The organism is Thermosipho sp. 1074 (assembly GCF_001999655.1).
In the GTDB taxonomy this organism is placed as follows: Bacteria; Thermotogota; Thermotogae; order Thermotogales; family Fervidobacteriaceae; genus Thermosipho; species Thermosipho affectus.
Genome location: NZ_LBEX01000007.1, coordinates 20,117 through 45,258, shown reverse-complemented (window position 1 = coordinate 45,258; position 25,142 = coordinate 20,117). Strand labels below are relative to the sequence as shown.

Annotated in this window: 20 protein-coding genes; 2 read left to right on the top strand and 18 right to left on the bottom strand. The window is 30.2% G+C overall.

Translation table 11 applies throughout. The features are described from left to right. Positions 1 to 35: 35 nt before the first annotated feature. The 7 genes from XO08_RS03040 to XO08_RS03010 are packed head-to-tail and all read right to left on the bottom strand — an operon-like array spanning position 36 to position 8,095. Positions 36 to 395 (bottom strand): response regulator, encoded by a 360-nt coding sequence (locus tag XO08_RS03040; RefSeq protein ID WP_075665586.1) that lies wholly within the window; start codon positions 393 to 395, stop codon positions 36 to 38. 43 nt (positions 396 to 438) lie between these two features. Then, positions 439 to 2,970 carry a type I pullulanase gene (gene pulA, locus XO08_RS03035; RefSeq protein ID WP_075665585.1) on the bottom strand — a complete coding sequence of 844 codons (2,532 nt, stop codon included), beginning with the start codon at positions 2,968 to 2,970 and terminating at the stop codon, positions 439 to 441. A 15-nt stretch (positions 2,971 to 2,985) separates the two neighbouring features. Further along, on the bottom strand, positions 2,986 to 4,980 hold the full coding sequence (locus XO08_RS03030) for an alpha-amylase family glycosyl hydrolase (protein ID WP_075665584.1): 1,995 nt from the start codon (positions 4,978 to 4,980) through the stop codon (positions 2,986 to 2,988). Positions 4,981 to 5,037: 57 nt separating this feature from the next. Continuing rightward, positions 5,038 to 5,610, bottom strand: coding sequence for a TetR/AcrR family transcriptional regulator (locus XO08_RS03025; RefSeq protein ID WP_077287205.1), 573 nt, complete (start codon positions 5,608 to 5,610; stop codon positions 5,038 to 5,040). Positions 5,611 to 5,621: 11 nt separating this feature from the next. Next, on the bottom strand, positions 5,622 to 6,416 hold the full coding sequence (locus XO08_RS03020; RefSeq protein ID WP_075665582.1) for an ABC transporter permease: 795 nt from the start codon (positions 6,414 to 6,416) through the stop codon (positions 5,622 to 5,624). A gap of 11 nt (positions 6,417 to 6,427) precedes the next feature. After that, positions 6,428 to 7,225: an ABC transporter permease subunit gene (locus XO08_RS03015; protein ID WP_077287203.1), complete on the bottom strand. Its 798-nt coding sequence runs from the start codon at positions 7,223 to 7,225 to the stop codon at positions 6,428 to 6,430. A gap of 12 nt (positions 7,226 to 7,237) precedes the next feature. Then, a complete protein-coding gene (locus tag XO08_RS03010; RefSeq protein ID WP_077287201.1) occupies positions 7,238 to 8,095 on the bottom strand; it encodes an ABC transporter ATP-binding protein in 858 nt (285 codons plus the stop codon). A 549-nt stretch (positions 8,096 to 8,644) separates the two neighbouring features. Between XO08_RS03010 and XO08_RS03005 the strand changes: the two genes are divergently transcribed. Beyond that, positions 8,645 to 9,631 (top strand): LVIVD repeat-containing protein, encoded by a 987-nt coding sequence (locus tag XO08_RS03005; RefSeq protein ID WP_077287199.1) that lies wholly within the window; start codon positions 8,645 to 8,647, stop codon positions 9,629 to 9,631. A gap of 157 nt (positions 9,632 to 9,788) precedes the next feature. On the opposite strand, the gene XO08_RS03000 is transcribed toward XO08_RS03005, so the two are convergent. The 4 genes from XO08_RS03000 to XO08_RS02985 are packed head-to-tail and all read right to left on the bottom strand — an operon-like array spanning position 9,789 to position 15,988. Continuing rightward, positions 9,789 to 11,810, bottom strand: a complete 2,022-nt coding sequence (locus tag XO08_RS03000) for an LPP20 family lipoprotein (protein ID WP_075665579.1) — start codon at positions 11,808 to 11,810, stop codon at positions 9,789 to 9,791. An 11-nt stretch (positions 11,811 to 11,821) separates the two neighbouring features. Beyond that, positions 11,822 to 13,006 (bottom strand): CsgG/HfaB family protein, encoded by a 1,185-nt coding sequence (locus XO08_RS02995; RefSeq protein ID WP_077287197.1) that lies wholly within the window; start codon positions 13,004 to 13,006, stop codon positions 11,822 to 11,824. Positions 13,007 to 13,040: 34 nt separating this feature from the next. After that, positions 13,041 to 14,804: a hypothetical protein gene (locus XO08_RS02990; protein ID WP_075665577.1), complete on the bottom strand. Its 1,764-nt coding sequence runs from the start codon at positions 14,802 to 14,804 to the stop codon at positions 13,041 to 13,043. Then, positions 14,798 to 15,988, bottom strand: a complete 1,191-nt coding sequence (locus XO08_RS02985; RefSeq protein ID WP_075665576.1) for a hypothetical protein — start codon at positions 15,986 to 15,988, stop codon at positions 14,798 to 14,800. Before XO08_RS02985 ends, XO08_RS02990 begins: the two co-directional genes overlap by 7 nt. Before the next feature lie 86 nt (positions 15,989 to 16,074). On the opposite strand from XO08_RS02985, the gene XO08_RS02980 reads away from it, so the two are divergent. Then, positions 16,075 to 19,293 carry an O-antigen ligase family protein gene (locus XO08_RS02980; RefSeq protein ID WP_075665575.1) on the top strand — a complete coding sequence of 1,073 codons (3,219 nt, stop codon included), beginning with the start codon at positions 16,075 to 16,077 and terminating at the stop codon, positions 19,291 to 19,293. A 198-nt stretch (positions 19,294 to 19,491) separates the two neighbouring features. On the opposite strand, the gene XO08_RS02975 is transcribed toward XO08_RS02980, so the two are convergent. From XO08_RS02975 to XO08_RS02945, 7 genes are all read right to left on the bottom strand, one after another. Then, positions 19,492 to 20,262, bottom strand: a complete 771-nt coding sequence (locus XO08_RS02975; RefSeq protein ID WP_075665574.1) for a DUF368 domain-containing protein — start codon at positions 20,260 to 20,262, stop codon at positions 19,492 to 19,494. A 56-nt stretch (positions 20,263 to 20,318) separates the two neighbouring features. Beyond that, a complete protein-coding gene (locus XO08_RS02970; protein ID WP_075665573.1) occupies positions 20,319 to 20,771 on the bottom strand; it encodes a hypothetical protein in 453 nt (150 codons plus the stop codon). Between the two features lie 13 nt (positions 20,772 to 20,784). After that, positions 20,785 to 21,174: a prepilin-type N-terminal cleavage/methylation domain-containing protein gene (locus XO08_RS02965; RefSeq protein WP_075665572.1), complete on the bottom strand. Its 390-nt coding sequence runs from the start codon at positions 21,172 to 21,174 to the stop codon at positions 20,785 to 20,787. Positions 21,175 to 21,186: 12 nt separating this feature from the next. Continuing rightward, the gene (locus tag XO08_RS02960; protein WP_077287196.1) at positions 21,187 to 21,927 is read right to left on the bottom strand and encodes a hypothetical protein; all 741 of its coding nucleotides are present in this window, start codon (positions 21,925 to 21,927) and stop codon (positions 21,187 to 21,189) included. After that, positions 21,893 to 22,657 carry an IS21-like element helper ATPase IstB gene (gene istB / locus XO08_RS02955; RefSeq protein ID WP_077287194.1) on the bottom strand — a complete coding sequence of 255 codons (765 nt, stop codon included), beginning with the start codon at positions 22,655 to 22,657 and terminating at the stop codon, positions 21,893 to 21,895. Before istB ends, XO08_RS02960 begins: the two co-directional genes overlap by 35 nt. Next, positions 22,654 to 23,868: an IS21 family transposase gene (istA, locus tag XO08_RS02950; protein ID WP_077287225.1), complete on the bottom strand. Its 1,215-nt coding sequence runs from the start codon at positions 23,866 to 23,868 to the stop codon at positions 22,654 to 22,656. The genes istB and istA overlap by 4 nt, the downstream gene beginning before the upstream one ends. A gap of 86 nt (positions 23,869 to 23,954) precedes the next feature. Further along, positions 23,955 to 24,995, bottom strand: a complete 1,041-nt coding sequence (locus XO08_RS02945; RefSeq protein ID WP_077287192.1) for a hypothetical protein — start codon at positions 24,993 to 24,995, stop codon at positions 23,955 to 23,957. Positions 24,996 to 25,142: the final 147 nt, after the last annotated feature.

The following is a 25,142-nucleotide window of genomic DNA, read 5'->3' as shown; positions in this document are numbered from 1 at the left end:
CCCTCCCGCCACCTTTTATTGGGGGAGGGCTTATCTTACATATTAATTATTTTTGCAATAGTATCTTTTAATTCCGTTAAATCAGAAGATTTAACTACGTATGCATCTGCTGCCCATGAAGCAAGATCGCTTTTATAATGGGAATAGGCGGTCAAAATAATGATTTTTGCGTCCTTTTTCATCTCACGAATTTTTCCAGCAACCTCAAGCCCATTCATGCCGGGCATTTCAATATCCACTGTTACAAGGTCGTACTCTTTTGATCTAAATTTTTCCAATGCTTCTTGTCCGTTTCTTGCTTCATCTACTTCGTATCCACTTTCTTCGAGCTCTTCTGTTATTAAAAGTCTCATATTATCTTCGTCTTCTACAACTAATATTCTTTTTTTAGACATACTATCACCCCTCAGAGAAATACTACATTAAATTATATCACAATTATTCATTCTTGTACAAAACATAGGCGGAAATTCCTTCTAATACTAGTTTACCAGAAACTGTCTTTATTACTTTAGTGCCTGCTGTTTCGCCGTTTACAACTAAATTCCAATTACCTTCTGGTAAATCATATTCTATAGAATTTACATTACCGTTGTATATAACCAAAATGTCTTTCCATGTGTCATTTCTTGCGTTGTCGTGGATTATAAAGGAAACAACCCTTCTTTTTCTACTGGATAGAATTTTTAGATGTTTTTTAATTTCTTCTGCTGTTGTCATTCTAAACGCAGGGTGTTGTTTTCTAAGGTTAATAAGTCCCTTGTAGTATTCAAAGACATCCAAATATTCATATTTTCTTTGGTAGTCAAGGCCATTTATAGAAATAGGTGCATTATATGAATTTTCGTTGAATTTCTTTGTTCTAGCAAAATCTTGACCTGCGTGTATGAATGGTATTCCTTGAGATGTTAGGAGTATAGCACCTGCAAGTTTTTGAGAATTTTTGAGCATTTCATCTGTCCATTTGTATTTTTTGTCGTATTTTGCGGCAAGTGCATTTTTATCCCAAAGTGTATGGTTATCGTGACATGCAACATAATTAATAGTTTCTTCTGGATCACTTGCGAAGCTTTTGATTCTTGAGTCATAATGGATACTACCCACAACCCCTCTTTTTACGCGTGTTTCTTTTCCTATTGCCCCCATTAAAAATCCTTTAACCTTTTCGTTGAAAACAGAACCTCTTAGAGCGTCCCTAAACTCGTCGTTGAATGCTGCAATATGTGTGTTTGCTACATCTGATTTACCAAACCTTATTGGTGCACCCCAGCCGCCCCAAGGTTCACCGTACAGTATAATTGTTGGGTCAATTGCATGAATTTTTTTCTCAAGTGACAACATTGTTTTTTTATCCATTAGTCCCATTTGATCAAATCTAAATCCATCAACGTGGTATTCGTTTATCCAATAAAGTAGTGTATCAATAATGTATTTTCTCATCATAGGTCTTTCAGTTGCAATAACATTTCCACAACCGCTTTCGTTTAGGTAGGCTCCGGTTTTATCTAATCTGTAGAAGTAATAAGGAACAGTTTGATCAAATGCGGAAAGTTGGCCAATTCCAAATGTATGTGGAAAGACCATATCAAGTATTACCCTTATACCTTTTTCGTGTAATTTTTGAACCATCTTTTTGACCTCAAAGATTCGTGTGTATGGGTTTTTTGGATCTGTTGAATATCTTCCTTCTGGAACTGTAAAAAGGTAAGGATCATATCCCCAATTATAACTTTTTTCGAAATCCTTGTTTTCTTCATCTCCTGTGTAAAAATCAAACATTGGAAGAATGTGAACGTGTGTAACTCCAAGTTCTACAAGGTGTGATAATCCCGTTGTAACTCCACCGGGACCTGTTGTGTTTTCCTCAACCAATCCCAAGTAAGTAGCTTTATTTTTCACACCTGAATTATCAAGTCCTGTCATATCTGCAATATGTATTTCATAAATTATGGCATCTTCGAGTGCTTCCATGTAAGGTCTTGTATCATTTTTCCAGTCTTTTGGATTTGTTTTAGAAAGGTCTACCACGGCGCTTTTTAAGCTATTTTTATAAACGGCCTTGGAGTAGTAGTCCACAGTTTCTCTAACTTTACCGTAACTTTCAAATCTGTATTTGTAAAAGATACCATCTAAGTCACCGTCAACTTTTGCTTCCCAAACACCATTTCCAACGTACGTCATATTAACAACTTTGTATGGCTTTTTGTCTTCTCCATTTTTGTATAGTAAAACTTGTGCCGTTTTTGAAACGGGGGACCATGTTCTAAAGAGTGTACTGTCTTTTGAGTAGATATAACCTAGTTTTCCATCGAAGTATAAATTATCTAAGATATCTAACATGTAAACAGTAGACGGTGAGAAGCCCTCTATTAACAATTTAACATCTTTTCTAAAATCATCTTCTGTAAGTGGTGTTTCTAAAACTATTTTTATATAGTTTGTCTTAGAGAGGTCCGTTGGATCTGCCTTTTCAATTTTAGATACCTTTTTTTCCTTGCCATCGACCGTTACCTTAACTCCTTTAAATGTTTTTGTGTCAATCGCATTTGTCAAATATGCTTCTATGATGTTTGAAGCTTTTGCAGCTGCAAAAAATACTCTTGGTTTTGTATCTGGCTTTTTTGTGTATATTTCTTCAACTCCTTGCAAAATCCACACCTCCGCTTTTCCATCTTTAATGTCTATAAATCTATCTTTGGCTACATCTTTTGCTTGCCATTCGTTAAGTCGTACGATAATTCCAACTTGTTCAAGGTCCATATCAAGCACTATCTTGGCAACCACACCAAAGTCATCTTTTTCCGTGAATGCGTATGATTTTCCATCCATGGCAACGGGTTTCATAGGCCATATCCATAAATTCCATCCGTTGTAGTTATCATCAAAGCGGTGATAATGGACAACAATGGTTGTTGAGGAAATAGCAATCAATGAAAGTAAAACAAACAGAAAGACAAACACTTTTTTCATAGAAAACTCCCTCCTTTATTCGTTGACTATTATAAGTGCAAAACCGCCAGATTCTAGGTTTAATTTAACAACTTTTTCCGGTGGATAAAAGCTTTCATCTCTATTCCAAATTTTTATGTTTTTAACATCTAGATTTTTTCCGACGGTGTTTTCTAGATAGATTTCAACATTTCTTTCCCAGGAAAGGTCTAAATTTCCAACTATGATTATTCCTTTGTCCCCTATCCAATAGGAGTAATTTGCCAAAAACCCATCTTGATAGTTAAAGTACACGTATTTGAATTCTCCGTTTAAGACGAAATTATCGTATTTTTTTCTAATGAAAAGTAACTTTCTTAAAAACTCAAATGTTTCTTTATCGTATTTGCTCCAATGTAATGCATAGTGATCAAAAAACGCAAGTTTTGAGTAAAATTCATCATCTGGTGGTAACAAAGTTTTACCCCAGATGGTGTTATCAAGCCCAAGGTTCATTGGTTGTATTTCACCAATTTCTTGACCTGAATTAATATACGGGATACCATTTGGCGAAAAATAAAGTAAAAACGGAGATAAATATTTTAATTTGTTGCCAAATTCCCTTGCCATTATTCTCGGGGTATCAGGCGTTTCGACGGAAGCTATAAATGGTATAACAAGTTTTTTTGCCTTTTCTTCTATAAATTTGTATATTTCATCTTTTCTTGGAGCAACATACCAAGAATTTCCTAAAATTACATCATATCCATCTGCCTTTGATTTTTTGTCGTTTTCTATTTCAAGTTCTTCTGCGATAAATACAAAATATGGATCTATTTTCTTTGCTTTAGAAATTATCATCTCTTGCAATTTTGCAGGAAGAGCGTGTCCCATATCTATTCTTGCACCATCTATTCCAAATTTTTGTTGGTAGGTGGGAATAATATTTGAAATATATTCCCAAAGCTCTTTGTTTGGTACATTTCCTGGGAATTTACTAGATTTTATAACATCGAATAAAATGTATGGTTTTTGATCTTTTGAAATGTAATCTTTTGCATCCGCTGGATTGTCAAGATAAAGTCTTAAAAATGTAACGTCATCCCAAGTGGGCTGTGGGTCGTTAATCCAATCTGAAAAACCAGGAGGAGTTACAACTCCAAATTCTTTGATTATATTCACAAGGATATTGCCATCCATGTTTTTTACTTTTTCCCATTTTTTTGGATCAAGTTTATCCGGTGAATCTACAAATTTTTTTAAGTGTTTTCTCACTTCTTTGTTTCTGTACAACAATTGTATATCTTCTTTATCTGGTATTTTAAAGGGAAGTTCTTCAACTTTTGGTGGTTTGTATTCGGATAAGTCATCTATCTTAATCCAATAAAACCAATCTGGATGCTCTTTTATTAAGTCGGAATCCCTTGAAGCTGTTCTTGGAATAAAGTCCAGTACTACCCTTATACCCAAAATATGTGCAGCCTCTACTAAAGCTTTAAATTCATCTTCCACTGTGAAATCTTCAAGCAAAGGATCATGGTAACCTTCATCAAGTTTTAATGGGTTTTTTACAGCATATGGAGAACCAATACTTCCTTTTTTGAATAAATTACTGTTTTTACTAATTGGAAGCATGTATAGTGTATTAACATTAAAGTTTTTCAAATACATAAGAAAAGCGATCATTTTTAAAAATGTTCCCGCTTCTTTATATCCAAGAATGTCTACTTCTTCAAAATTCCCGAAACCTTTGTGATTAAAGGCAGTTGTCATTCTTGGAAGTGTTCCGTACATTATTGCCTTTTTTTCCCAGTTTTTTTCTTTTGTGTGGAAAGATATGGGTTTTGCATAATCTAAATTTTCCCTTTGTTGATTGATATATGAAACCACTTTGTAGAAAAACTCAAAGGGATCAACAAAAATGTTTTCCCCTTTTTCTTCAAAAATGTTACCATATAAGTATTCATATCCTTTAATCCAAAGTTTTGGAATGGCATAGTTTTTGTGACCTGTTATCTTTGATTTTAAATATTTTTCAAGATTTTTTAGCATATACACACCTCCATAGAAACGGTTCCAATGTTAACAAAAAAATTATACCACAAATACTTAATATTTTGATATTCCGTATTTTATAATTTTTATAACATTTTCAAATTCTGATAACATTTTATCAGGTATATAGCTTGTATTGTTGTACCTTCTTGAAAACGTGTCAAAAAAATCTAAAACTATTGAAAAGGTAAATTCTCTATCAAGTCCTTCTTTTAATTCTACTTTTTCAAATTTTTCTCTTAAAACAGGCATGTATTTTGTGTAATTTTCTCTTAGAATAGTTTGAATTTTCTCTTCCAAGCTTTTTGGAAGATTTTTTGTGGTTTCAAGAAAACCAAGTATATATTTTTGTTTGTTTATAATTTCTATCTTCTTCTTACTCCATTTTAATATAAGGTTAAAAAAATCTAGATTTGGATTTTTTTTAAGGAAAAGATCTAATTCTTTCTCAAAAAGACTAATAATGCTTTTAAAACAAATCAAGTATAAATTTTCTTTGCTTTTGAAGTGATAAAAAATTGCTCCTTTTGAAACATGGGCGTTTGTAGAAATGGTATTAGTAGAAGCTGCAAAAAATCCCTTTTTTGCGAATTCTTTTATTGCAACATCTATGATTTTGTTTTTCATAAATCACCACCTTATATCTTTATATCTTCTTTTCTGAATATAACTTCTCCAATTATTAACATTACAAAACTTATAAGTATTAAACAAATAGAATTTTTAACGAAAACAGTATTTGTCTTTAAAGTATCGCCAATAGAAATATATTTAAATATACTAAAATATCTTATGTTTTCCATTTTTTCCATGGTAGTTCCCACAAGATCAGTTATATACATTATAACAAATAATCCAATTGAAAGGGAAATTGAAAACGTGGATTTTTGAAATAAGACAGAAAAAAGTAGTGTTAAAAATCCAAAAAATGTTTCCACAACGTATAGGTATAGTGCAAATCCCAACAATATACGTGCGTTATACTCAAAGTTTACGTAAACGTTGAATAAATACAAAACGCTTAACCCAAATGCAAGCGCAAAGGTGCTGTAGAACAAAAAAAGCACGAATGTTTTATACCAATATACTCTTTTTCTGCTTATAGGTTTGATGAGTAAATATTCGATAGTCTTGTACTCAAATTCTTGTGAAAAGATACTTGACGCTAGTAATACAGAAAATATTGCGGCGAATATCTGAGCCATCATCATAACTTTTGCACCAAAAAAACCTTCTGGAGTTATAAAGCTTTCCGAAATATTAAATGCTTTTAACATAAATTTTGGAAGTGAGTTTACAAATTTTAATATTTCTTCAGAATCGTTCATTACAGTATCTATAAATGGTGCAACCATATATGAAAACATAAACAAAATGGCAAACCAAATAAAAAAGACCTTTAAGTTATGTTTTAAATCTTTTAAAAAAAGCATTTTTTCACCCCTTATATCAAAATATCTTGTGTTTCAAAAGATTTTTTTGATACTAATATCAAAGCAAAAGATATTAAAATTATAAAAAATAAAGCAATATAGTTTATTGTATGTTGATTTACTAACTGTATTGTGGATAGGTGATAAAACATACTAATTTTTCTCAAAAATGCAAAATTTTTTACACCTTTGGTTACTGTATCCAAAAAATAAAACAAAAACAAAATGGCTATCGAAAGGGAATTTACAACCTTTCTTTTTTTTATGAAAATAGAAAGAAGAATTGCAATTGAAGAAAAGAAAATTGCAATTGATAAAAGGTATAGAGCAAACCCAAACATAACTTTTACACTGAATTTTTCAACAAAGGTTTTAAAGAATATAACTTCAAATGTAAAAAAAGCAAAAAATAAAAGTATGTTGTAAATGAATATGGCCAAGGTTTTTTCAAAGAAAATCTTTTTTCTTTTTAAAGGTTTTAGTAAAATATATTCTATTGTTTTTTCGTCAAATTCACTTGCAAGTATCTTACTGGAAAGTAAAATTGAGAATGTTCCAAATAAAATGAACATAAATACCATACTTTCTGTCCCAAAAAGTCCCTCAGGTTTTGACAGAATTTCCATATCTATGTTAAAGGTCTTTAATAGATTTTTTGGGAGTTTTTCAATGAATTTTAGAGCAGAACTGTTTTGTTGCAAGAAAATATTTGTAACGGAAGCATACAAAAAGACGAACAGAGAGATTATAACACACCATAGAATAAAAGTTCTTAAATTGAATTTTAACTCTTTTTTTGTAATATGCATTTTTATCACCACCTATATATACATCTTTAAAAATATGTCTTCAAGTGCTTGACTTTTAATCTCTATATCTTTAAATTCACACTTTAAAATGTTGCCTAAAAAATCTTTAAGTTGATTTTGTTTTATCTCAAAAACGTAATTTGTTCCCTCTTTTTGATAAGGATAGTTTTCCAAGAATTCACAAAAATTCAAACCATATACAAATACTTGTTTTAAAGAAATATCCCTCAATTTTGAAATCTCACCACTTATTATCACCTTTCCTTCTTTTATCATTGAAAATTTGTCACATAATTTTTCTATTTCAGATAATATGTGAGAGGAAAATAGTATTGCAGCTCCTCTTTTTTTGTGTTCTTCAAGTAATGCGTAGAATTTTTGTTGCACTAATGGATCAAGTCCACTTGTAGGTTCATCTAATATCAAATACTTGGGGTTGTGAACGAGAGCTTGTAATATTGCTACCTTCTTTTTGTTTCCAAGGGAAAGTTCTTTAAATTTTTTATTCAAATCTATTTCCAGTGTGTTGATTATATATTTTTCATATTCCAAATCTATATTTTTATAAAAAGAACGGTTGAACTTCAAGAAATCTTTTATTTTCATATCACCGTAGAAATTGACCTCTCCAGGTATGTAACCTATATCCTTTTTTACTTGATCTATTTCCATTGGCATCTTTTTATTGGAAATTAATGCCTCCCCACCATCAGGTGTCAAAAAACCAGTTAATATACGTATTGTAGTTGTTTTCCCCGCACCATTTGGACCTATCAGTCCCAAAATTTCTCCTTCTTTTATTTCAAAGCTAACATCTTCTATACCTATACGTTTTCCATAGCGCTTTTTCAGGTTCTTTACTACAATCATATATATGCCCCCTTTTTTAGAGTTATCTGACCACATGGTCAGTATAGATTATATCATACGTTTAACGTAAATGCAAATGAAAAAATTCTATTTAAATTGGAAAGTAAAGGATTAAATCCCTAGCGTGGGTGGTGGTGCTTCTTTTTTGTGGAAAGATATGGGTTTTGCGTAATCTAAATTTTCGCTTTATTGATTGATGTATGAGACTACTTTGTAGAAAAATTCAAAGAGATCAAAATGTTTTCCCTTTTTTCTTCAAAAATGTCACCGTATAGGTATTCATATCTTTTAATCCAAAGTTTTGAAATGGTGTAATTTTTGTGACCTGTTACCTTTAATACTATCTTAGACTGCGACTGACCATTTGAAATTAAGAAAATATTTGAATCAGTAAGGTTTTCATTAAAATATACGATCTGAATTTACCGCTTATTTTATCTTATTGATTAATGATTACAAAGGTATAATGTTATAATTTATTAGTAGAAAGTTTGAAATTTTTCGTATGCTTAAAATGACAAGAAATTTTCTAAGAAAGAGGTGTGTAGTATGTTACGAGGAAAAAAGCTTGGAATAATATTACTTCTAATAATATTTTTGGCATTTTTGGAAGGTTGTTTAACAAATGCAAATCAGCAAATTGAAAGTTCTGCAAAATATATTTATGCGGCTGGATATAGTAAAGGAATATTTGTGTTAGATGTAACAGATCCAGTAAATCCAAAGAAAGTAGGATGTTTAGATACGAAAGGAAGTGCAATTGGAATATACATCTCAGGAGAATATGCATACGTTGCAGACTATGAAAATGGTTTAGTGATAGTAGACATAAGTGATCCAACAAATCCAAAGAAAGTGGGGCATTTAGATACGTATGATCTTGCAAGAGAAGTATACGTTTTAGGAGAATATGCATATATTGCAGATTATGAAAATGGTTTAGTGATAGTAGATATAAGCGATCCAGCAAATCCAAAGAAAGTGGGATATTTATATATGAATGGCTTGGCATTTGGAGTATACATATCAGGAAAATATGCATATGTTGCAGATGGTCCTAATGGTTTAGTAATAGTAGATATAAGTGAACCAACAAATCCAAAGAAAATAGGACATTTAGATATGGAAGGTTATGCAATTGAAGTATACATATCAGGAAAATATGCATACGTTGCAGATGGTTCTAATGGTTTAGTGATAGTGAACATAAGTGATCCAGCAAATCCAAAGGAGGTAGGATGTTTAGATACGAAAGGGAGTGCAAATGGAGTGTACGTTTCAGGAGAATATGCATACGTTGCAGACTATGAAAATGGTTTAGTGATAGTAGACATAAGCGAACCAACAAATCCAAAGAAAGTGGGACATTTATATATAGATGGTTCTGCAATTGGGGTATACATATCAGGAGAATATGCATATGTTGCGGATAAGTATAATGGTTTGATGATAGTGAACATAAGTGATCCAGCAAATCCAATTTTAGCAGCAGATATGATGTTGTTTAGTGTTTGGGATATATCTATGCAAAAGTGATGCGGTGTGAAAAAGGGAAATCTTTCCTTTTTCTAAATTTCCTATAGGATTCAATTTTACAAATTATCAGAGATAAAAAAAGCATGGCTTTGGTGGGATTCCAAAGCCATGTTGTTTAGAAAAGTTATAAATTGATTTTTATCCTAATTTATGGTGTTTATTTTACGTTGAATACTACTTCTTTATCTTTTATTTCCAAAACGTTAATGTTTAAATTTGGAATGTTTTTTACTTTTTTGATTATTAATTCTAAATTTTTGGATGTTTCAATTACAAACACTCCTTTTTTTGGTGTTCTTTCAATCAAGTTTACTTTTTTAAACATCTCATTTAAATAATCTTTTAGAACTAATACATAGGTAGAACGTGAAACATTAAATATTAGTTTTACTTTATTTTCCGCCAAATCTTCTTCTTTTCTTAAGTTACCTACTAGATTATTCATGAAATTTACAAATTTTTCTTTATTTAACACTTTGGAAAGAGCAGATTGTTTTGTTGCACCTGCTCCTGTATCTTCAAAGGTAAGACTTTTTATTATTTGCCCAGAGAATGTATCTATTAATTGGACATTGAGTAGTAATCTTACAGACCACAGTTCATAGTCTTGTAAGTATTTTTCACCATAACTTACTTTAACATTTATAACGTATTTGGCTGCGGATAAGAGTGCAAGTTTTGATAAAAGGTTTGGATCTTTGTAACCTACTAAGTTTTTGGAATATTCTTTGGAAACAAGTTTTATACCGGAGTTGATTAGCCTTTGTTCAATGTATGGTTCTATATAGCCATATTGATCGTTATTTACCACTAAGACAGCATATCCAAGGGGTTTGTTATTTATTATCTTTTTTACTAAATCCTTGAATTTATCTTTTTCAAAGCTTACGCTGAGTACCACATGATATATCCCATTTTTTGTATCTTCGTTGACTATTTCATATTGTAGAACACCAATTAGAGAATCGATTAATTCAGCGTCTACGGGTAAACTCAAAAGTAAATTTACATCATTTGCAAATAACATTCCCATTGCTTTCTTTACAGCTAGTATCAATGCTTTTTCTATTGCTTTTTCACGTGTGTTGCCTGCACCTTCGGCAGAAATTCTCAGTAATTTACCTGTTTCTTGTGAAGAAATACCAGTTCCCTGGGTTGTTCCAGGTGCGTATTTTTTGGAAATTACGCCCCCAAGTGAGATTTCCACTTCTATGTTTTTATTCTTCACTACACCGCTTAATATTGCTTTACCATTTTTTAGTGAAATATTTTTTGGAAAATCTCCATTTTTAGATGTTACTTTTAAAACAATATCATCTATATTTGGAGTTAACTTTACGGTTAAATCTATTCTCATTCCCACAGACACTTTATCAGGACCTTCTATTTTCAATACAACATCTTTTAAAAAAGGTTGTGCTTTTTCCCTTAAAGAAATTAATTTGTTTTCGGGAAAGTCTTTTGAAAATTCCTTTATCTTATCTATACCCTCAAGCAATTTAAGTGCTTCATTAGTGTTCTTTATTTCCTTTTGTGATAATTGTCTGTATAGTTCGTTAACCTTTTCCCATTCAATCTTTATTTCAGATACGATTTGGGTTAAGCTAGAAAACATATTTGCAGGTATTTGTGTTTTGTTTTGTGATAAGAGTATTTCGTATTCTTTTACTATCCTTTGAGCACTGTATATCATCTTGTCTTTTAAAAGTGATTGGCCAAGTTTTATTGCAAAATATACTTTGTAAGTATTTAGTGCTGTGTCTTTATCCAGTAATCCTAGAACTTTTGTGTAGTATTTTCCGTTTTCATACCTTTTATCTACTAATGTAAAGTCTACGTTTACAAGTTCAATACTCACGTTTGTTTGTATAACACTTTCTAATTTTGTTTCAATTTGTTCTTTTACTTTTTCATCATCTGTTATTTGAACGAGATTTTCGTACAGCGTTGAATTGCTTTTTACTTCAACAAATATTTGCTCGGAAATCTTTCTTAGAGCTTCTTTTCTAGCTATTTCTTCAGACTTTCCCTCTGAATCTGAGATGCCTTCTCCAAAAGCGCCGATAAACCCATATGGAATGGAAAAATCATTATTTGTGGTAGTTTTACTCTCAGTGTTGTTGCAAGAAAAGAGAAAAAATGCCAAAATGAGTAGCATTATATACGTAATTTTTTTCATATTTTTCCTCCTTAGAATGACATAAAGTATCCAAGACTAATTTGTGTAAACGATGTTTTATCTATTCCAAATAGTTGTTCATAAATATATTTTACAAGGTCTCCTGGGAATAACATAGTATATCCGACGTTTACCAATACACCATTTTTTGGTTCAAATTCATACTTTAGTTGTATTCCACCGCTAACTCCAAATACGTTTAAGAAAGAATCACTACTTTCACTGTTTGTATCATATATTCCAAGAATTTGTAATCCTCCAAATCCAGAAAAACTAACTTGTCCCATTTCAAAAAGTTCTATTATTCCACCGACAGTTGAATAACCAGGCACATATCCAAGTTCAGAAGATAAAATAATGCCAATATCCGCAAATATATTTTTGCTATATCCAAAGATTCCTAAGGATATTTTTCCAGCGTACATTCCAATCGAAAAACTTCCAAAAGTATTGGAAATAGGATATTCTAAGGCAGGATCATATACTGATGGGTTACCGCCGTACTTTATTTTTGCAATGACGAGATTTTCATTTCTATCCACGCCTATAACTTTAGCGTATACCACATCTCCTTCTGAGGTTTCGATTTTGAATATAAATCCCTTTTTGACGATATTTGGATCTAGACCTGCAAGGTATACTTTCCCGTTTTCCACGCGTTTTACATATGCTTCTACTTTAAAAAATTCCCTTAAGGTAATCCAAATATCTTCAGATATCAATTCTAATAGGCTGTTTATAGCCTTTTGGGATGTTTCTTCTTCAACGTAAGTACTTTTATCAAAGGTTTTTGCAGCTAGAAGTTCTCCTGTGCTTAAATTGTAAAGTTTTAAGGAAAGACGTAGGCTTGCGGTGTAGCCGTTTTTTTCGTATTGTGCGGAAAGTTCCGTTAATGTGAGCAAAACAGCGTATTTTGCTCCCAAAATCTTTCCCGCTTCAAAGGTTTGTTCTACTATTCCCAGATCTGCAAGGTTTCGTTCTTTTACTATCATATCTAAATCATTTCTTGAAAAAACCCTAAATCTTCCAAGGGATAATGCTTTTTCTTCAAGTAGTGATATTAAGTAATCTGCTTCATCCATATTCCAACCATTTCCTACTTTTGCAGGTAAGATTACCAAACCCGTTTTTTCACTTATAGTAATACCAAAAGCTATTCCAAAAAAGAGTAAAAATAAGAATACAATTTTTTTCATTTTTTCACCCCCTTATTTAAATTATATCATAAATTTAGAATGAAGATTCATAACCAAATATTAACTTTTTGCTTAATAAATTTATCCCTAACGATATACCACTACCAATTGGTAAGAACTTAGACTTTCTTTTAAAAGAGGTGATTGATATTTCTGGGGAAATGTAGTATTCGGTTTCTTTTAGAAATAATTTTACTGAAAAGTCAAAAGAATAGATTCTTTTGGAAATTCCTATATAATAGACTTGTGGTGAGAAACCAAATAAAATTGAATAATTTTCAGAGCCGTATAAGTCTAAAAAGTTTATTTTTGCACCTACCATTGGAATATCATTGTATTCAAAAGTTATTGAAAAGCTTAAATTAGAAGGATAGTAGAAACTTTCCATGGCAAGTGAATACTTCCTTATTGGTTCAATTGAGCGGAATATATTACCATTTGAATTATTTTGTCCTACCTCTTTTATTCTTATATATCCTTGTGTTAGGTGATTGTTGAAAATTCTAAAAACTTGCCCTTTTTTTATTCCAATGTTTTCTCCGTCGTAGAGAAAGACAGTTAACCCCTTTACATCTTTTACCACACTTGATAAGTAGAAGACTTCTTTTAATTTTTTATTAATGGCTTTTGAGATATCTTTGAAAAGGTTGTTTATTTTTTCAATCTTTTCATTTCGTATTACCAATCTTTTTGAGTAGAATGTTTGTGGAATATTAACAGAAGCTTTAAAGGTTTTAGCGAAAATTATTTTTGCATTTTTTGTATCTATGATATTTAGTAAAATAGATAGATGGTAGTTGATATATTCAACATTTTTTACAAAAAACAGATCATAGAAATTACTTGCAAGTTTAAAACGCTCTTTTCTCCAAGGAAAGTTTAATATCTTAACGTAATTACCTTCTTTTTTATCTAGAATGTAGCTGTTATCATCTCCTTCTTTGTAGTATCTTCCCAATTCTACTTTTTCACCACTTATTAGGTATCTTCCTGACATTTCATTGGGAAAAAAGTCGACTAAGTCTTTTTTCGTTATTCTTTTTTGAAAATTTATGGTTTTAATGTTGATTATATATTTTGGTACACGAAAGTCAAACGATATTTCTCCAAATAGGTCTTTTATTGCTACGTCTTTTAATATTTCTCTTATGTAATCTCTATCGTAGATGTTGTACCTTTTATCTTGTTGTAGCTTTTCCATAATAAATGCCTTTAGTTTGTTTTGAGTATTTGAAAAATTTACAACTACATCGTATTTGTCACTGTAAAAGTTGTTTTTGTTTTTTTTCAAATTTAAGAGTTTTTTTTCTACTTCATCGAATTTTTTTACTTTAAACACAAAAGGTGTAAAAGATTTTATATAAAAAGAATCTATTTCGGTTAAATAACCTGAAACATAGTACTTTTCTTCTTTTTTATTTATTATTTCTTTTCTGTAAAAATCACTTATTATGTATTTTTGATGTTCGTCTCTTGCCCAAGGAAAGTTGGTTGCATAAACATAAATGCCATTTTTGTCAACTACAAACTTATCATCTTGAAGGTTATATCTTTTTTTATCATTTGTGTAATAGTAGTTTCCATTGTAGGTTATGTAATGCCCTTTTTCATCTTTGATATAATTTATAACTTTCTTTAAAGTAATTTCTTTTTCAACGGAGAATATTTCTATTACTACAAGATTATTGCTTTCAAAAAGCTCTTTTTTTATGTTAAAGTTATAATCGGATTTTATTATTACTGTTTGAAAAGAAAGAATTGGAAGCAATAAGATAAGAAATATTGCTTTTTTTACCACGATATTCCACCTCCTATCGTGTAATTTTCTTTGTTAAATTTGATGAAAAAGTCCAAAAATTGATATCTCAAAAGTATTCCAGGGGCATTTATGGAGTATGTTAAAAATACTCCAAACTTTTCAAAATCGAAGATTCTAAATCCCATATCATATCTAGAAATTTTAAAATCCGATGTTTTGATATCTAAAAATGCGATTTTTTCGTTGTGAATATTTTTTTGGACAAGACCAAAAGAAAAGAGAAGACCTTCTGTGGAATAATAAATTCCAAGTTCAAATGGTAAAGAAACCATTTTGGAAGATTCTTTTGCCAAGTCTTTTGGGATTATCTTTTCTCCTTTTTTTAAATAAATAACTTCTGCTTCTGAAAAATTTTTTTCCACATTTCTTACAATTACCTGTGCTTTTTCATCTACACTAAATACCGTGTTTAATTTAACTCCGTCATTTTTTCCAACGTCTAAAACTACTCTATTATCCTTTAATGTAACTACATTTGCTTTAATATTGTATTTTAGTTTATTCAATAGATTATATGCAATTGTTTCTGCAATTTGATCTATAAAAAAGCTATTTTCTTTTTTTATAGGACTTTGGATTGATTCGTTCCATTCATACCACGATTTTTTAATTTTTTTGTTTATTTCTATTTCCCCATCTTTTCCGGCGAAGTTGTAATATATTTTACCTTTTACGATAAAATATTCCAAGATGTGGTAGAATTTTGTGAAAAATGATGTTGCAGAGTATAGATTTCCATCATATCCTTTTACAAAAATCCCATCTTTTCCGCCATTTGCATCGTACCATTTTCCAACGTATACTTTTATGTATTTTCCATTTACATTTATGTAGTTTCCAGATGCATTATTTTCCAGAAAAAATTTTTCTTTACTTTGAATAGTTACACTAAAATTTTTTAAATACAAATTCAAAACTAAAGGAGATTGTACGTTTTCACTGAGGATAATATTTTCACCAGAAAGTAGATCCTGAAGTTTTACTTCAAACCCCAATTTTTTTAAGGCATCTTTTAGTAGTATTTCAAATTTATTTTCACCGAAGATACCTTGTACATTTGCATAGAAAATCTCAGAGTATTCCGGTGCGTGTACGTTAATTATTATTAACGGCTTTGAAAAAATAATTATTGGGATGAAAAAAAGTATGATAAGTTTTTTCACATAATCCCTCCTTGTTTTAATAATTATAACAGAATTTGGTGGTATAATTCTCAATAGAGTGAGAAAATATATAAGGAGGGATTGTTTTGATTTTTAAAGATTTGTTGCTTCAAATTACTATTGTGCTAGTAGCGTTATTTGCAAGTCCAAAATATACTTACGAATTTAGTGTTCCAAAGTATGCTATTTTAACACTTTCAATTTCCATATTATTTACATATCTTGCAGTCAAATGGATAAAAGAAAAGAAAATTTCATTTTACATTTCAACTGCGCACGTAATTTGGTTTTTCTTTGCAATTGTATCTATAATTTCAAGTTTTAACGTTTTAAGGTATAATCCCTTTTACTTTAGACAATCTTTTGATATAGGACTTTATGTGCTTTTTAACGTATTAGTTGCTTTTTATATAAGTAGTGAGTATAAGGAGAAAAATAGAATAAACTCACTTCTTTTTGTTTTTATGATAACGGGATTTATAATCTCTATTGATGCACTTTTAAATTTTTATACGGGATATGACTTTTTCCTTGGAAGGGTGGGTGCACCTTTTACAAGGGCTTCAATTAAAGCAAGTGTTGGGAATGTTATTTTTGCGGCAAACTACATAGATATGCTTCTTCCTATTGCACTTTATTTCTTACTTGCATATAATATGAATTTAACAAAGTTTTGGCAGATTTTAGTTTTAAAGATTTTTGCTTTAATTAGTTTTTTAACGGGATTTGTCGCGGTAATAGTTTCGCAGACTAGATCAGAATATCTTGCGATAATTATCATGAGTGTTATGTATGTAGTGTTTTACTTTATTTGGAAAAAAGGAAAAAAGTGTGACTCTGATAGAAATGTAAAGAAGTTAACCAATGTGTTGTTTGCAATATTGATAGTTGCTTCTATATTTTTAGTAGTTATATACAACACGGAAAATCCACTTACCGGTCAAGGAAAGGTAAATATGACAAAGAGATTTGAAGCTATGAGTTCTGTTTCGAGTAAAGATGAAAGGTTTTTGTCATGGTTTACCTCACTTGAATTGTGGAAGGATCACAAAATATTTGGGAGTGGTATAGGAACATACCAGTTACTTTCTCTTTCAAAGATGGGAGAATATTTGAAAAAACACCCAGAATTGTACTATGGATGGAATAATTTTAAAAGAGCACACAACGATTATTTTCAAGTACTTGGTGAAACTGGTACCGTTGGATTTGTTTTAATAGTTTTACTATTAGTTATACTTGTGTATTACTTTTTTACAATTCCAAAAAAAATAGATGAGAGGGATGATCTACTACTTTTTCTTTCATTATCCATTTCCATAGTGGGATTTGCCATTCAAAGTTTCTTTAGTTTTCCAGGACATCTTTTGCCAAACGCACTTGCCGCAACGGTATTTGCAAGTTTAGCGATTGGTCCATACTTTACGAAGAGGAAATTAAAAGAAGTAACAGGAGGTAAGGCAATATTAATATCAATACTTGCTTTGACTGTATCTTATTCTTCAACCTATTTGAGGTGGAATCATTTTATATCAGAAGTTTATTTTAAAGATGGAAATGCGGCATACCTTACTTTTGCAAAAATTATCGAAGAATATCCAAAAGCTTCTGAATATATATCCAGTCTTGAATCAAAACTGGACGCATTGGAAAAACAACAAGGTGAGTTTTCTTATCTAAATAAAAAAGTATGGGAGCAACAAAAGATAAGAGAATACAAAAATAAAAATATACCGTTTAATGAATTTGAAATAGAAAACCAAAGGATTGCACAGATAGAAAATATAAGGAAACAGTTAAAAGCTCAGCTTGAAAAAATAAAGATGCAAAAAGCTAGTATGCCGGCATTAGCTAAGCAATATTATACCCAAGCAAAGGAAAAATTGCTAAAAAGTGTAAAGATAAATCACACGTATGGCAAGTCGTATTTTTACCTTGCAACACTAGCGGTACAGGAATTTGAAATAGAAAATTTAAAGAAAAACTTGGACCATAACTACAAGGAGATATTTAATCAAGAATTTAGTGATTTCCAAAAGGTTGTGAAAGTCAAACATAAATGGCTTTCTGTTCTTATACCTTATATTGAAAAAAACAAAGATATTTTAGATAAATTTGATTTTGCAACCACACAAGCACTTATAGATTCCATAAGTTTGTATGAAACTTCACTTCTTTGTTTTAACGAAAGAAATACGTATAAAGCACTTGCGATGAGATTTCACAGTTTACATATAATGATGAGAAAGTTGCTTTCTTTAATAGATGAAAAGCAATATAAAGAAGAAGTTAAAAAACTAGTTGTACTTACATTTGATAAGTACGTAGAATATGCCAAAAAGACGATAATTAATATGCCAGGTGGTTGGAATAGATTTCCCGATTGGAAAAATCCAAATATTACAAAGGCTTCGCGCGGAGAAGATATATATAGATTTTTTACGGGAATGATATTTAAACTTCAACCCCCCACCGTTAAACCTGTAAGTGATTTTATTTATTGGCTTGCAAATATGGAAATAAAGGCTGTAAAGTATATGAACTTAAAAGGTGTCTGGGGGGTACCAAATGGTGTAATTGACTTCTTGCACGCATCTGCCTTTGAATATTACAAAAGTGGAATGATGCAAGAGGCCATATACTTACTTGAGAAACTTAAAGATGTGTATAAATCTTCATATGGTATGGCAGAGAAACAACTTTCAAAGTACAAAAAATCACTTGACAATCAGATAAATTACTTGAAAGAAAAATACGGTAAAAAAATAGAGGATATCTTGACAGAAAACTCTATCCCAAATAGTGCAATAAAAGTGATCAAAGATGAATTTGAAAGAGCTTTAGATAACGCAAATAGAGATTTTCAAAATTACAACTATCTTTCAGTTGAAACAAATTATATGAAAAAGGTTGTGTTAAGGAATCCTTCAAGTTGGTATGATGTTCCTAAAAACAGTGTATGGGGTGCAATAATTGTAAAACACTTAAATGAATTCCTTTCAGAATTACAAAAGATGGGTGTAAGTACAAATATTATATTAAGCATCAGAGAAAAGATCCAAAATCTTATTAACAATCCTACATATGTAAGCGTATATGAATCCTATGCAAGGTTTATAGCACATTATGCTTTAATAGAAAACGATTTGAAATTTAATGCAGAAAAATTGCTTGATACATATTCTAAGATGACAGATAATATGTGGGAAAATGTTATAGATGATTGGAGTAATGTTTTGTTTGATGCAACACCTTTAAAAACAAAAGAAGAAATTTTTGAGTACCTTAAAAGTATTTCAAAATGATAAGGTGAAATGAGGTTGAATTATCTGAAAATGCAACACTAACACAGATAAGGTTATGATGGAGCAACTGTTACTATAACAGGCATGAAATTTTGTATTACAATTCCAGATGAGGAAATTAAGATTCAAAAAAATTAAGGGAAAAGATTTGAAAATTGATTTTGAATTATAAAAATAAGTCCTTCCAAACGGAAGGACTTATTCTTTTAAAATTGCTTCTAGATATTTTGAGATAAGAATACCCAATACAAAGTATACATATGAAAACCATTTTGTAGTGACTGGGAAGATCAAAAATGTACCTGCTAAGGTCAAGCCTATTAAAAAGGAAATAACTTTTTCTCTGAATTTTTCCATTAAAATTTCTAAGAGTTTAACGATTAGTATCAATCCAAATAAAACGCCAAGACCAAAGGGTATCAAAATTTTAAACTCCAAACTTGAAATAGCATCTATGACTTGTTTGTATATTCCCAATATTAATAACATGGAAGAGCCACTAATGCCTGGGAGAACCATGGTGGCTGCACCTATTATGCCACTAACAAACAAGTAAAACAAATTTGTATTTGATTTTTCTACAGATTGAGTGAAAGATAATATAAAATACGTGATAACAAATGAGAAGGTAATTATTGAAAAATTTGAGATTTTTTTTATCTTTATTTCTTTTAAAAGGTAAAAAAGTCCACCTATAATGAGGCCAGAGAAAAGACCATAAGAATATTCTGGATATTTTTCAAAAACTTTTGAAAGAATTTTAGAAAGTAGCAAGATGGATATTGCTATACCAAAGATAAGAAATGCAACGGTTTTTAAAGAATTTTTTTTAATTTTAAAGGACAATAAATCTGAAAATGCTTTTAATATTATATCGTATCTTCCTGAAATTGCCGCAATAGTACCACCACTAATTCCAGGGAGTAAATTTGCAATACCCATTAAAATACCAAGCAAAAAATCTCTCATATCTAATCCTCCATGAGTTTTTCTTTAATTATACATATTTTTTTGTTAGTTGTAAACTACGTGGAGATATCAGAGGTTAGTATAAACTTGCTTTTGTGTTTTCCAAATGAAAATTCCACTGTGGGAAGATTTTCTCTAACGCTAAATTTTACGGAAATTACCCCAGGGATTGAAACTATTTTGTAGTATTTTTTTCCATCAAATAATTTAATAACTTTTTCCGTATTGTTACTTTCTAATATGTATTTATATTCTTTTCCCTTTCCATCAGGCGTGGAAACGATAAATGAAATTTCATTTTCTAAAACTTTTACTCCATATGATACATTTGCATTTTTAAAAAAATGTTGTAAAGTGTAAAAAGAATATATTGTACATTGTTCTAAACTGCAATTTTTAAATGTAACTTCTAAATTTTTTGTCAAAAGTAAAAAAAGAGATAAAACAGTTGCAAATAATATTACAAAGATAAGAAGAAAAGAGATTATTCCGGAAATTGAAAAGCTCATATTCTCCCCCCCTTTATGGTCTTCCTTGGAATATTAGAAATTCTTCTGTCTTGTTTGCGGTTTTTAGTATCGTTACTTTTAATATCCTTGCAATAACAATATTTGAACTTTTATATACTTTTTCTACCTTAATCCTTGAGAGTTTTGGATATATGTTTGGATCTTGTGTCCCGTAAAATTTTTTGTTTAGTATATTTGGCAGAGATTCTATGCTTTTATCTTTTACGCCACGTATTAGTATTTCATTGACTACAAATTGTTTGAAATTTGAAAGTTTGTTTTGAAATTTTAATTTTCCATTTTGAAATGAAGAAAAAGAAACCAGGGAGAATACCCCTGTTGATATTAAAGCTATAAGCAATAATGAAACAAGTGTTTCGGTTAGGCTAAACCCTTTTTTCAAAAAAACCCCCTCCTATCCCCTATTTATAACATTCTCCAAATAAAGTATCATGATACTCTGTTTCTTTGATGGAGTGGCATTTGTTCCAATTCTTCCAAGCAAAGCCCTTGAGTCATGGACGTAAAACTTGTAATAACCAGGAACATATTGCCCAACAAGTCCCACTGGTCCCCTTTTTCTTTGCATAATACTTCCGAAAATAAAGAGTTGCTTGTTTTTTTGACCATTTTGATAGTCTTCTACCCTAAAAGAGCCGTTGAAAGAATATATATTTGCAAATATTTTGTGGTTGTTTATTCTTGAAAAATCTTTATTTGATCTTATAATTACATCGTTTTTTGCAACTAAATCCAAAGAGGAATCTTCGTTATTTAACACGAAATTTTTAATTTCCTCTGTTTTTTCTAATGATATTTCTTTATTCAAATCAAAAGAAACATTTAATAGGGTTTTATACGGTACTATACGTGTGTTGATGTAGATATTACTTTTAGAGAATATGGTTAAGTTTCCATCATAGGTAAATAACCTTTTTTGTAGGGGGTTATTATCCGTCAGTTCTATATCGTAATCAGAAGTTATAACCCCATTAAACTTTACGTTATTTGATTTACCGTTGTATCTTATTCTTGCTTTTGGAAGTTCTCCTACTTCCCAGGTGTAAAAGTCAACATAAAAATGTATAAAAAAGGGAAAATAAAAATGTACAAAAAAAGGATTATTGTTGTTTAGAAGAATTAGAGAAAAATTCAAGTTTTTCCTTTAATCTATAAGATTTTCCTTTAATTAAGATTACGTGGGAATGGTGTAATAGTCTATCTAATATTGCTTGAGCTAATACAGGAGAACCAAATATCTCGCTCCATTCTGAGAACGGAGTATTGGTTGTTATTATTGTTGAATGTTTTTCATATCTTTTTGAGATTAGTTGGAAGAAAATATTTGCTCCATCTTTATCTATTGGTAAATATCCTATTTCATCTATTATTAATACTTTGTATTTTGCAAAGTGTTTTAGTCTTACTTCTAATCTATTTTCTTTTAGGGCTTTTTTCAACTGAGCTATTAATTCTTGGAAATGTATAAAATATGTTGAATATCTATGTTTTGCACATTCTATTCCTAAGGAAACTGCAAGATGCGTTTTACCAACTCCTGGAGTACCTACAAATAATATATTTTCATTATTTTCTACAAATCTTAAGCTTTTTAAATCTAAAATTTGTTGTTTATTTATTCCGGGTTGAAAAGAAAAGTCAAAATCTTCTGTTCCTTTCAAGAAATGGAAATTAGCAACTTTTACTACTGAAGCAATAGCTCTTTTTTCTTTTGCTTTTAATTCCAATTCACTTAGTTCATATAATGCTTCTACTATGCTTTTTTCTCCGCTATTTATTAAGTTTATATATTTATCCAGATTATTTTTCATATTTATTAGATTCAATTCTTCCAGATTGTTTTGTAATTTTATATAAACATTCATACATTTCCCTCCCGCAAGAATTTATCCAGATTATTTAAATTATTCTCACATACTTCTTTTAATTTACTGCTGTCTTTTATATGCTTTCTCATTAATGCCATATAGTGATTACTAAGATAATTAATTTTTTGGTCTGTTATTTCATGGACTGCTATTAACTCTGTGGTATAATACACGTACAGGTAGTTTTCATTAATTTTTAGATTAACTGTTTTTCCTATGTATTCTATTGGAACGGAGTATTTATTCCCTTTGTAGTATATCAATGAATCTTTTTGGACTTTAACCTTAACAGAGTGGTCTACATATGATTCAACGATATGTCTTCTTGGCAAGTGGGATAAATACTCTTTTTCTTTTTGAAACAACAATAATGGCGGAACATTTGTTGCTTGGCTTATTTGTGTGTTGACTTTTCTATTTATTCTTCTGATTATATCTTTTAGTTCTTCCTCACTTTCAAAAGCGTAATCATATGCTAATAACCAATTTAAAAATTTATTTGCTGACTCTACTTTCCCTTTGGTATACGAGTGTCTTGGTTTACACACTTTAATTTTAAATCCAAAATCTCTCGCAAAAGCTTTCATCTTGTTGTTTATTTTTCTACCACTTTCAGTGATGTCAACAACAGATTTCATATTGTCAAATAATATCTCTTGAGGAACACCACCTGTAGTTTTAAATGCATTGATTAAACATTCAAAAATATCTTGTTGTGTCTTGCTTTGTCTGTATTCAAAGTAACAGTATCTTGAATATCCCAATTTGTAATTAAATACATTTACCACAAATTCTTCTCCATCCTTTGAATGTAACCTCATATTTTCTTTCCAATCTACTTGAGCTTGAATACCAGGTAAAGTTTCAAATCTTGGATGCCCTTTAGTTTTTTTCTCTGGTCTCAACCCCTTCCTTTTTACATATTTCCTAAAGTTTGAATATGTCCCTACCACTCCCCCTTCTTCATCTCTTAACCTTTCATATGCTGCTCTAATCGTGATCCCCTTAATTGACATTAACATCGATATCTTTTCAAAATATTTATCTAACTTGCTAGATTTGTTCCTTTTTTTAGGCTTCCCCCGATATCCTTCCCAATATTTCTTTACTGTCCTTCTGTCTATCCCGTATATCCTGGCTAATTCAGAAAAATTCGGTCTCAAATCCATCCCCCTTAACATTTCCAAATGTTGTTTGACTTTTTCCATTTTTGGTATCCCTCCTTCCATTGGAAGGATACCATTTATGTACATTTTTGTGCATTTTTATTTTCCTCTTTTTGGCCATTTGTATTTTACCATTTACACCAGGATAGTTCATAACTTTTACCATTAGTATATATAGTTAATATATTTTCACCATTTACAACCTTTGAGGTAATAATTGCATTATTTGGCAATTTAATTCCACACTCTGTAGATGTATTTAAAAAATCTTCTAAAGGGAGTACAAGTTTTGATGTAGCACTAGAATAATCTTTATAAATATTTGTAAAACCTATATCAGAATCTACAAATTTTACAGGTGGATTTCCTTTTAATTTTAATAAATCGTAAACCATGTCTGGATTGTGTTGTGAATCATATGTAGTTGATGTATTGTTGCTTTCATTATAGTATTTGATCCCAGGAACTTCTAATGTTCCAAGTACGGTAAATTTTTGATCGGTTCCTGAATATTGGTACACGTTGATATAGTCATTACTCTTTAATGGACCGTATATTATCTCATTGCTTGTAAAGTAAATTAACGGTTCTTCTTGAGAATAGTAAATATACTTGTTTAACTTTTCGGAGGTAAATATGGCAATTTTGTTAAATTCAGTGTTTTCTTTTTTTATTCTAACGTAAAGTAGGTATTTTCCACTATTTTTGATTTTATATACAGCAGAAAATACCGAAAGATTAGGAAAGCTTTCTATATATTTTTTAAATTCTTTGTAATAATCTTTGAGGGAAAGCTTTTCAAATGATGAAGTGCTTAATTTTTTGTTATTTGAGAATATAATTGTTGCCTTTTTTGTGTCTACTTTTTTTTCTATAAATTGCTTTGTTTGAGTAGGCCACTTTACATTTTTTATATAGGAGACTTCTTGTGAATAGTCTTTAAATGAAAATATATCTTCTCTTAAATTACTTGAGTTATCTACCCCCATCTTAACAGTTGCAATGGAAAATTCTAAAAGATTATTTGCGATAAATTCGACGTTTTCTTCTTTTATTTTTCTAAAATACATATTTTCTGTGTTTTTAAGTATGCTAAATGTAGCAGCAGAAAATATTGTAAAAACTACAAGTAACATTAAAAGAATGATACTAATTGACCCTTTTCTCAAAAAAAATCCCCCCACAGTATAAAAAAACATCCTAATTTATATATAACAAAAAAATAAGATGATTGTCAAAAATATTGCAATGAAAATATTAGTATATATTAAAAAAGTCTATATACACATAAATTATCTTTTTGTTTAATTTATTTG

Excerpts from the sequence above, each read along its gene's own strand:
- XO08_RS03040 (WP_075665586.1), bottom strand. The coding sequence starts at position 395 with ATGTCTAAAAAAAGAATATTAGTTGTAGAAGACGAAGATAATATGAGA.
- pulA (WP_075665585.1), bottom strand. The coding sequence starts at position 2,970 with ATGAAAAAAGTGTTTGTCTTTCTGTTTGTTTTACTTTCATTGATTGCT.
- XO08_RS03030 (WP_075665584.1), bottom strand. The coding sequence starts at position 4,980 with ATGCTAAAAAATCTTGAAAAATATTTAAAATCAAAGATAACAGGTCAC.
- XO08_RS03025 (WP_077287205.1), bottom strand. The coding sequence starts at position 5,610 with ATGAAAAACAAAATCATAGATGTTGCAATAAAAGAATTCGCAAAAAAG.
- XO08_RS03020 (WP_075665582.1), bottom strand. The coding sequence starts at position 6,416 with ATGCTTTTTTTAAAAGATTTAAAACATAACTTAAAGGTCTTTTTTATT.
- XO08_RS03015 (WP_077287203.1), bottom strand. The coding sequence starts at position 7,225 with ATGCATATTACAAAAAAAGAGTTAAAATTCAATTTAAGAACTTTTATT.
- XO08_RS03010 (WP_077287201.1), bottom strand. The coding sequence starts at position 8,095 with ATGATTGTAGTAAAGAACCTGAAAAAGCGCTATGGAAAACGTATAGGT.
- XO08_RS03005 (WP_077287199.1), top strand. The coding sequence starts at position 8,645 with ATGTTACGAGGAAAAAAGCTTGGAATAATATTACTTCTAATAATATTT.
- XO08_RS03000 (WP_075665579.1), bottom strand. The coding sequence starts at position 11,810 with ATGAAAAAAATTACGTATATAATGCTACTCATTTTGGCATTTTTTCTC.
- XO08_RS02995 (WP_077287197.1), bottom strand. The coding sequence starts at position 13,006 with ATGAAAAAAATTGTATTCTTATTTTTACTCTTTTTTGGAATAGCTTTT.
- XO08_RS02975 (WP_075665574.1), bottom strand. The coding sequence starts at position 20,262 with ATGAGAGATTTTTTGCTTGGTATTTTAATGGGTATTGCAAATTTACTC.
- XO08_RS02970 (WP_075665573.1), bottom strand. The coding sequence starts at position 20,771 with ATGAGCTTTTCAATTTCCGGAATAATCTCTTTTCTTCTTATCTTTGTA.
- istB (WP_077287194.1), bottom strand. The coding sequence starts at position 22,657 with ATGAATGTTTATATAAAATTACAAAACAATCTGGAAGAATTGAATCTA.
- istA (WP_077287225.1), bottom strand. The coding sequence starts at position 23,868 with ATGGAAAAAGTCAAACAACATTTGGAAATGTTAAGGGGGATGGATTTG.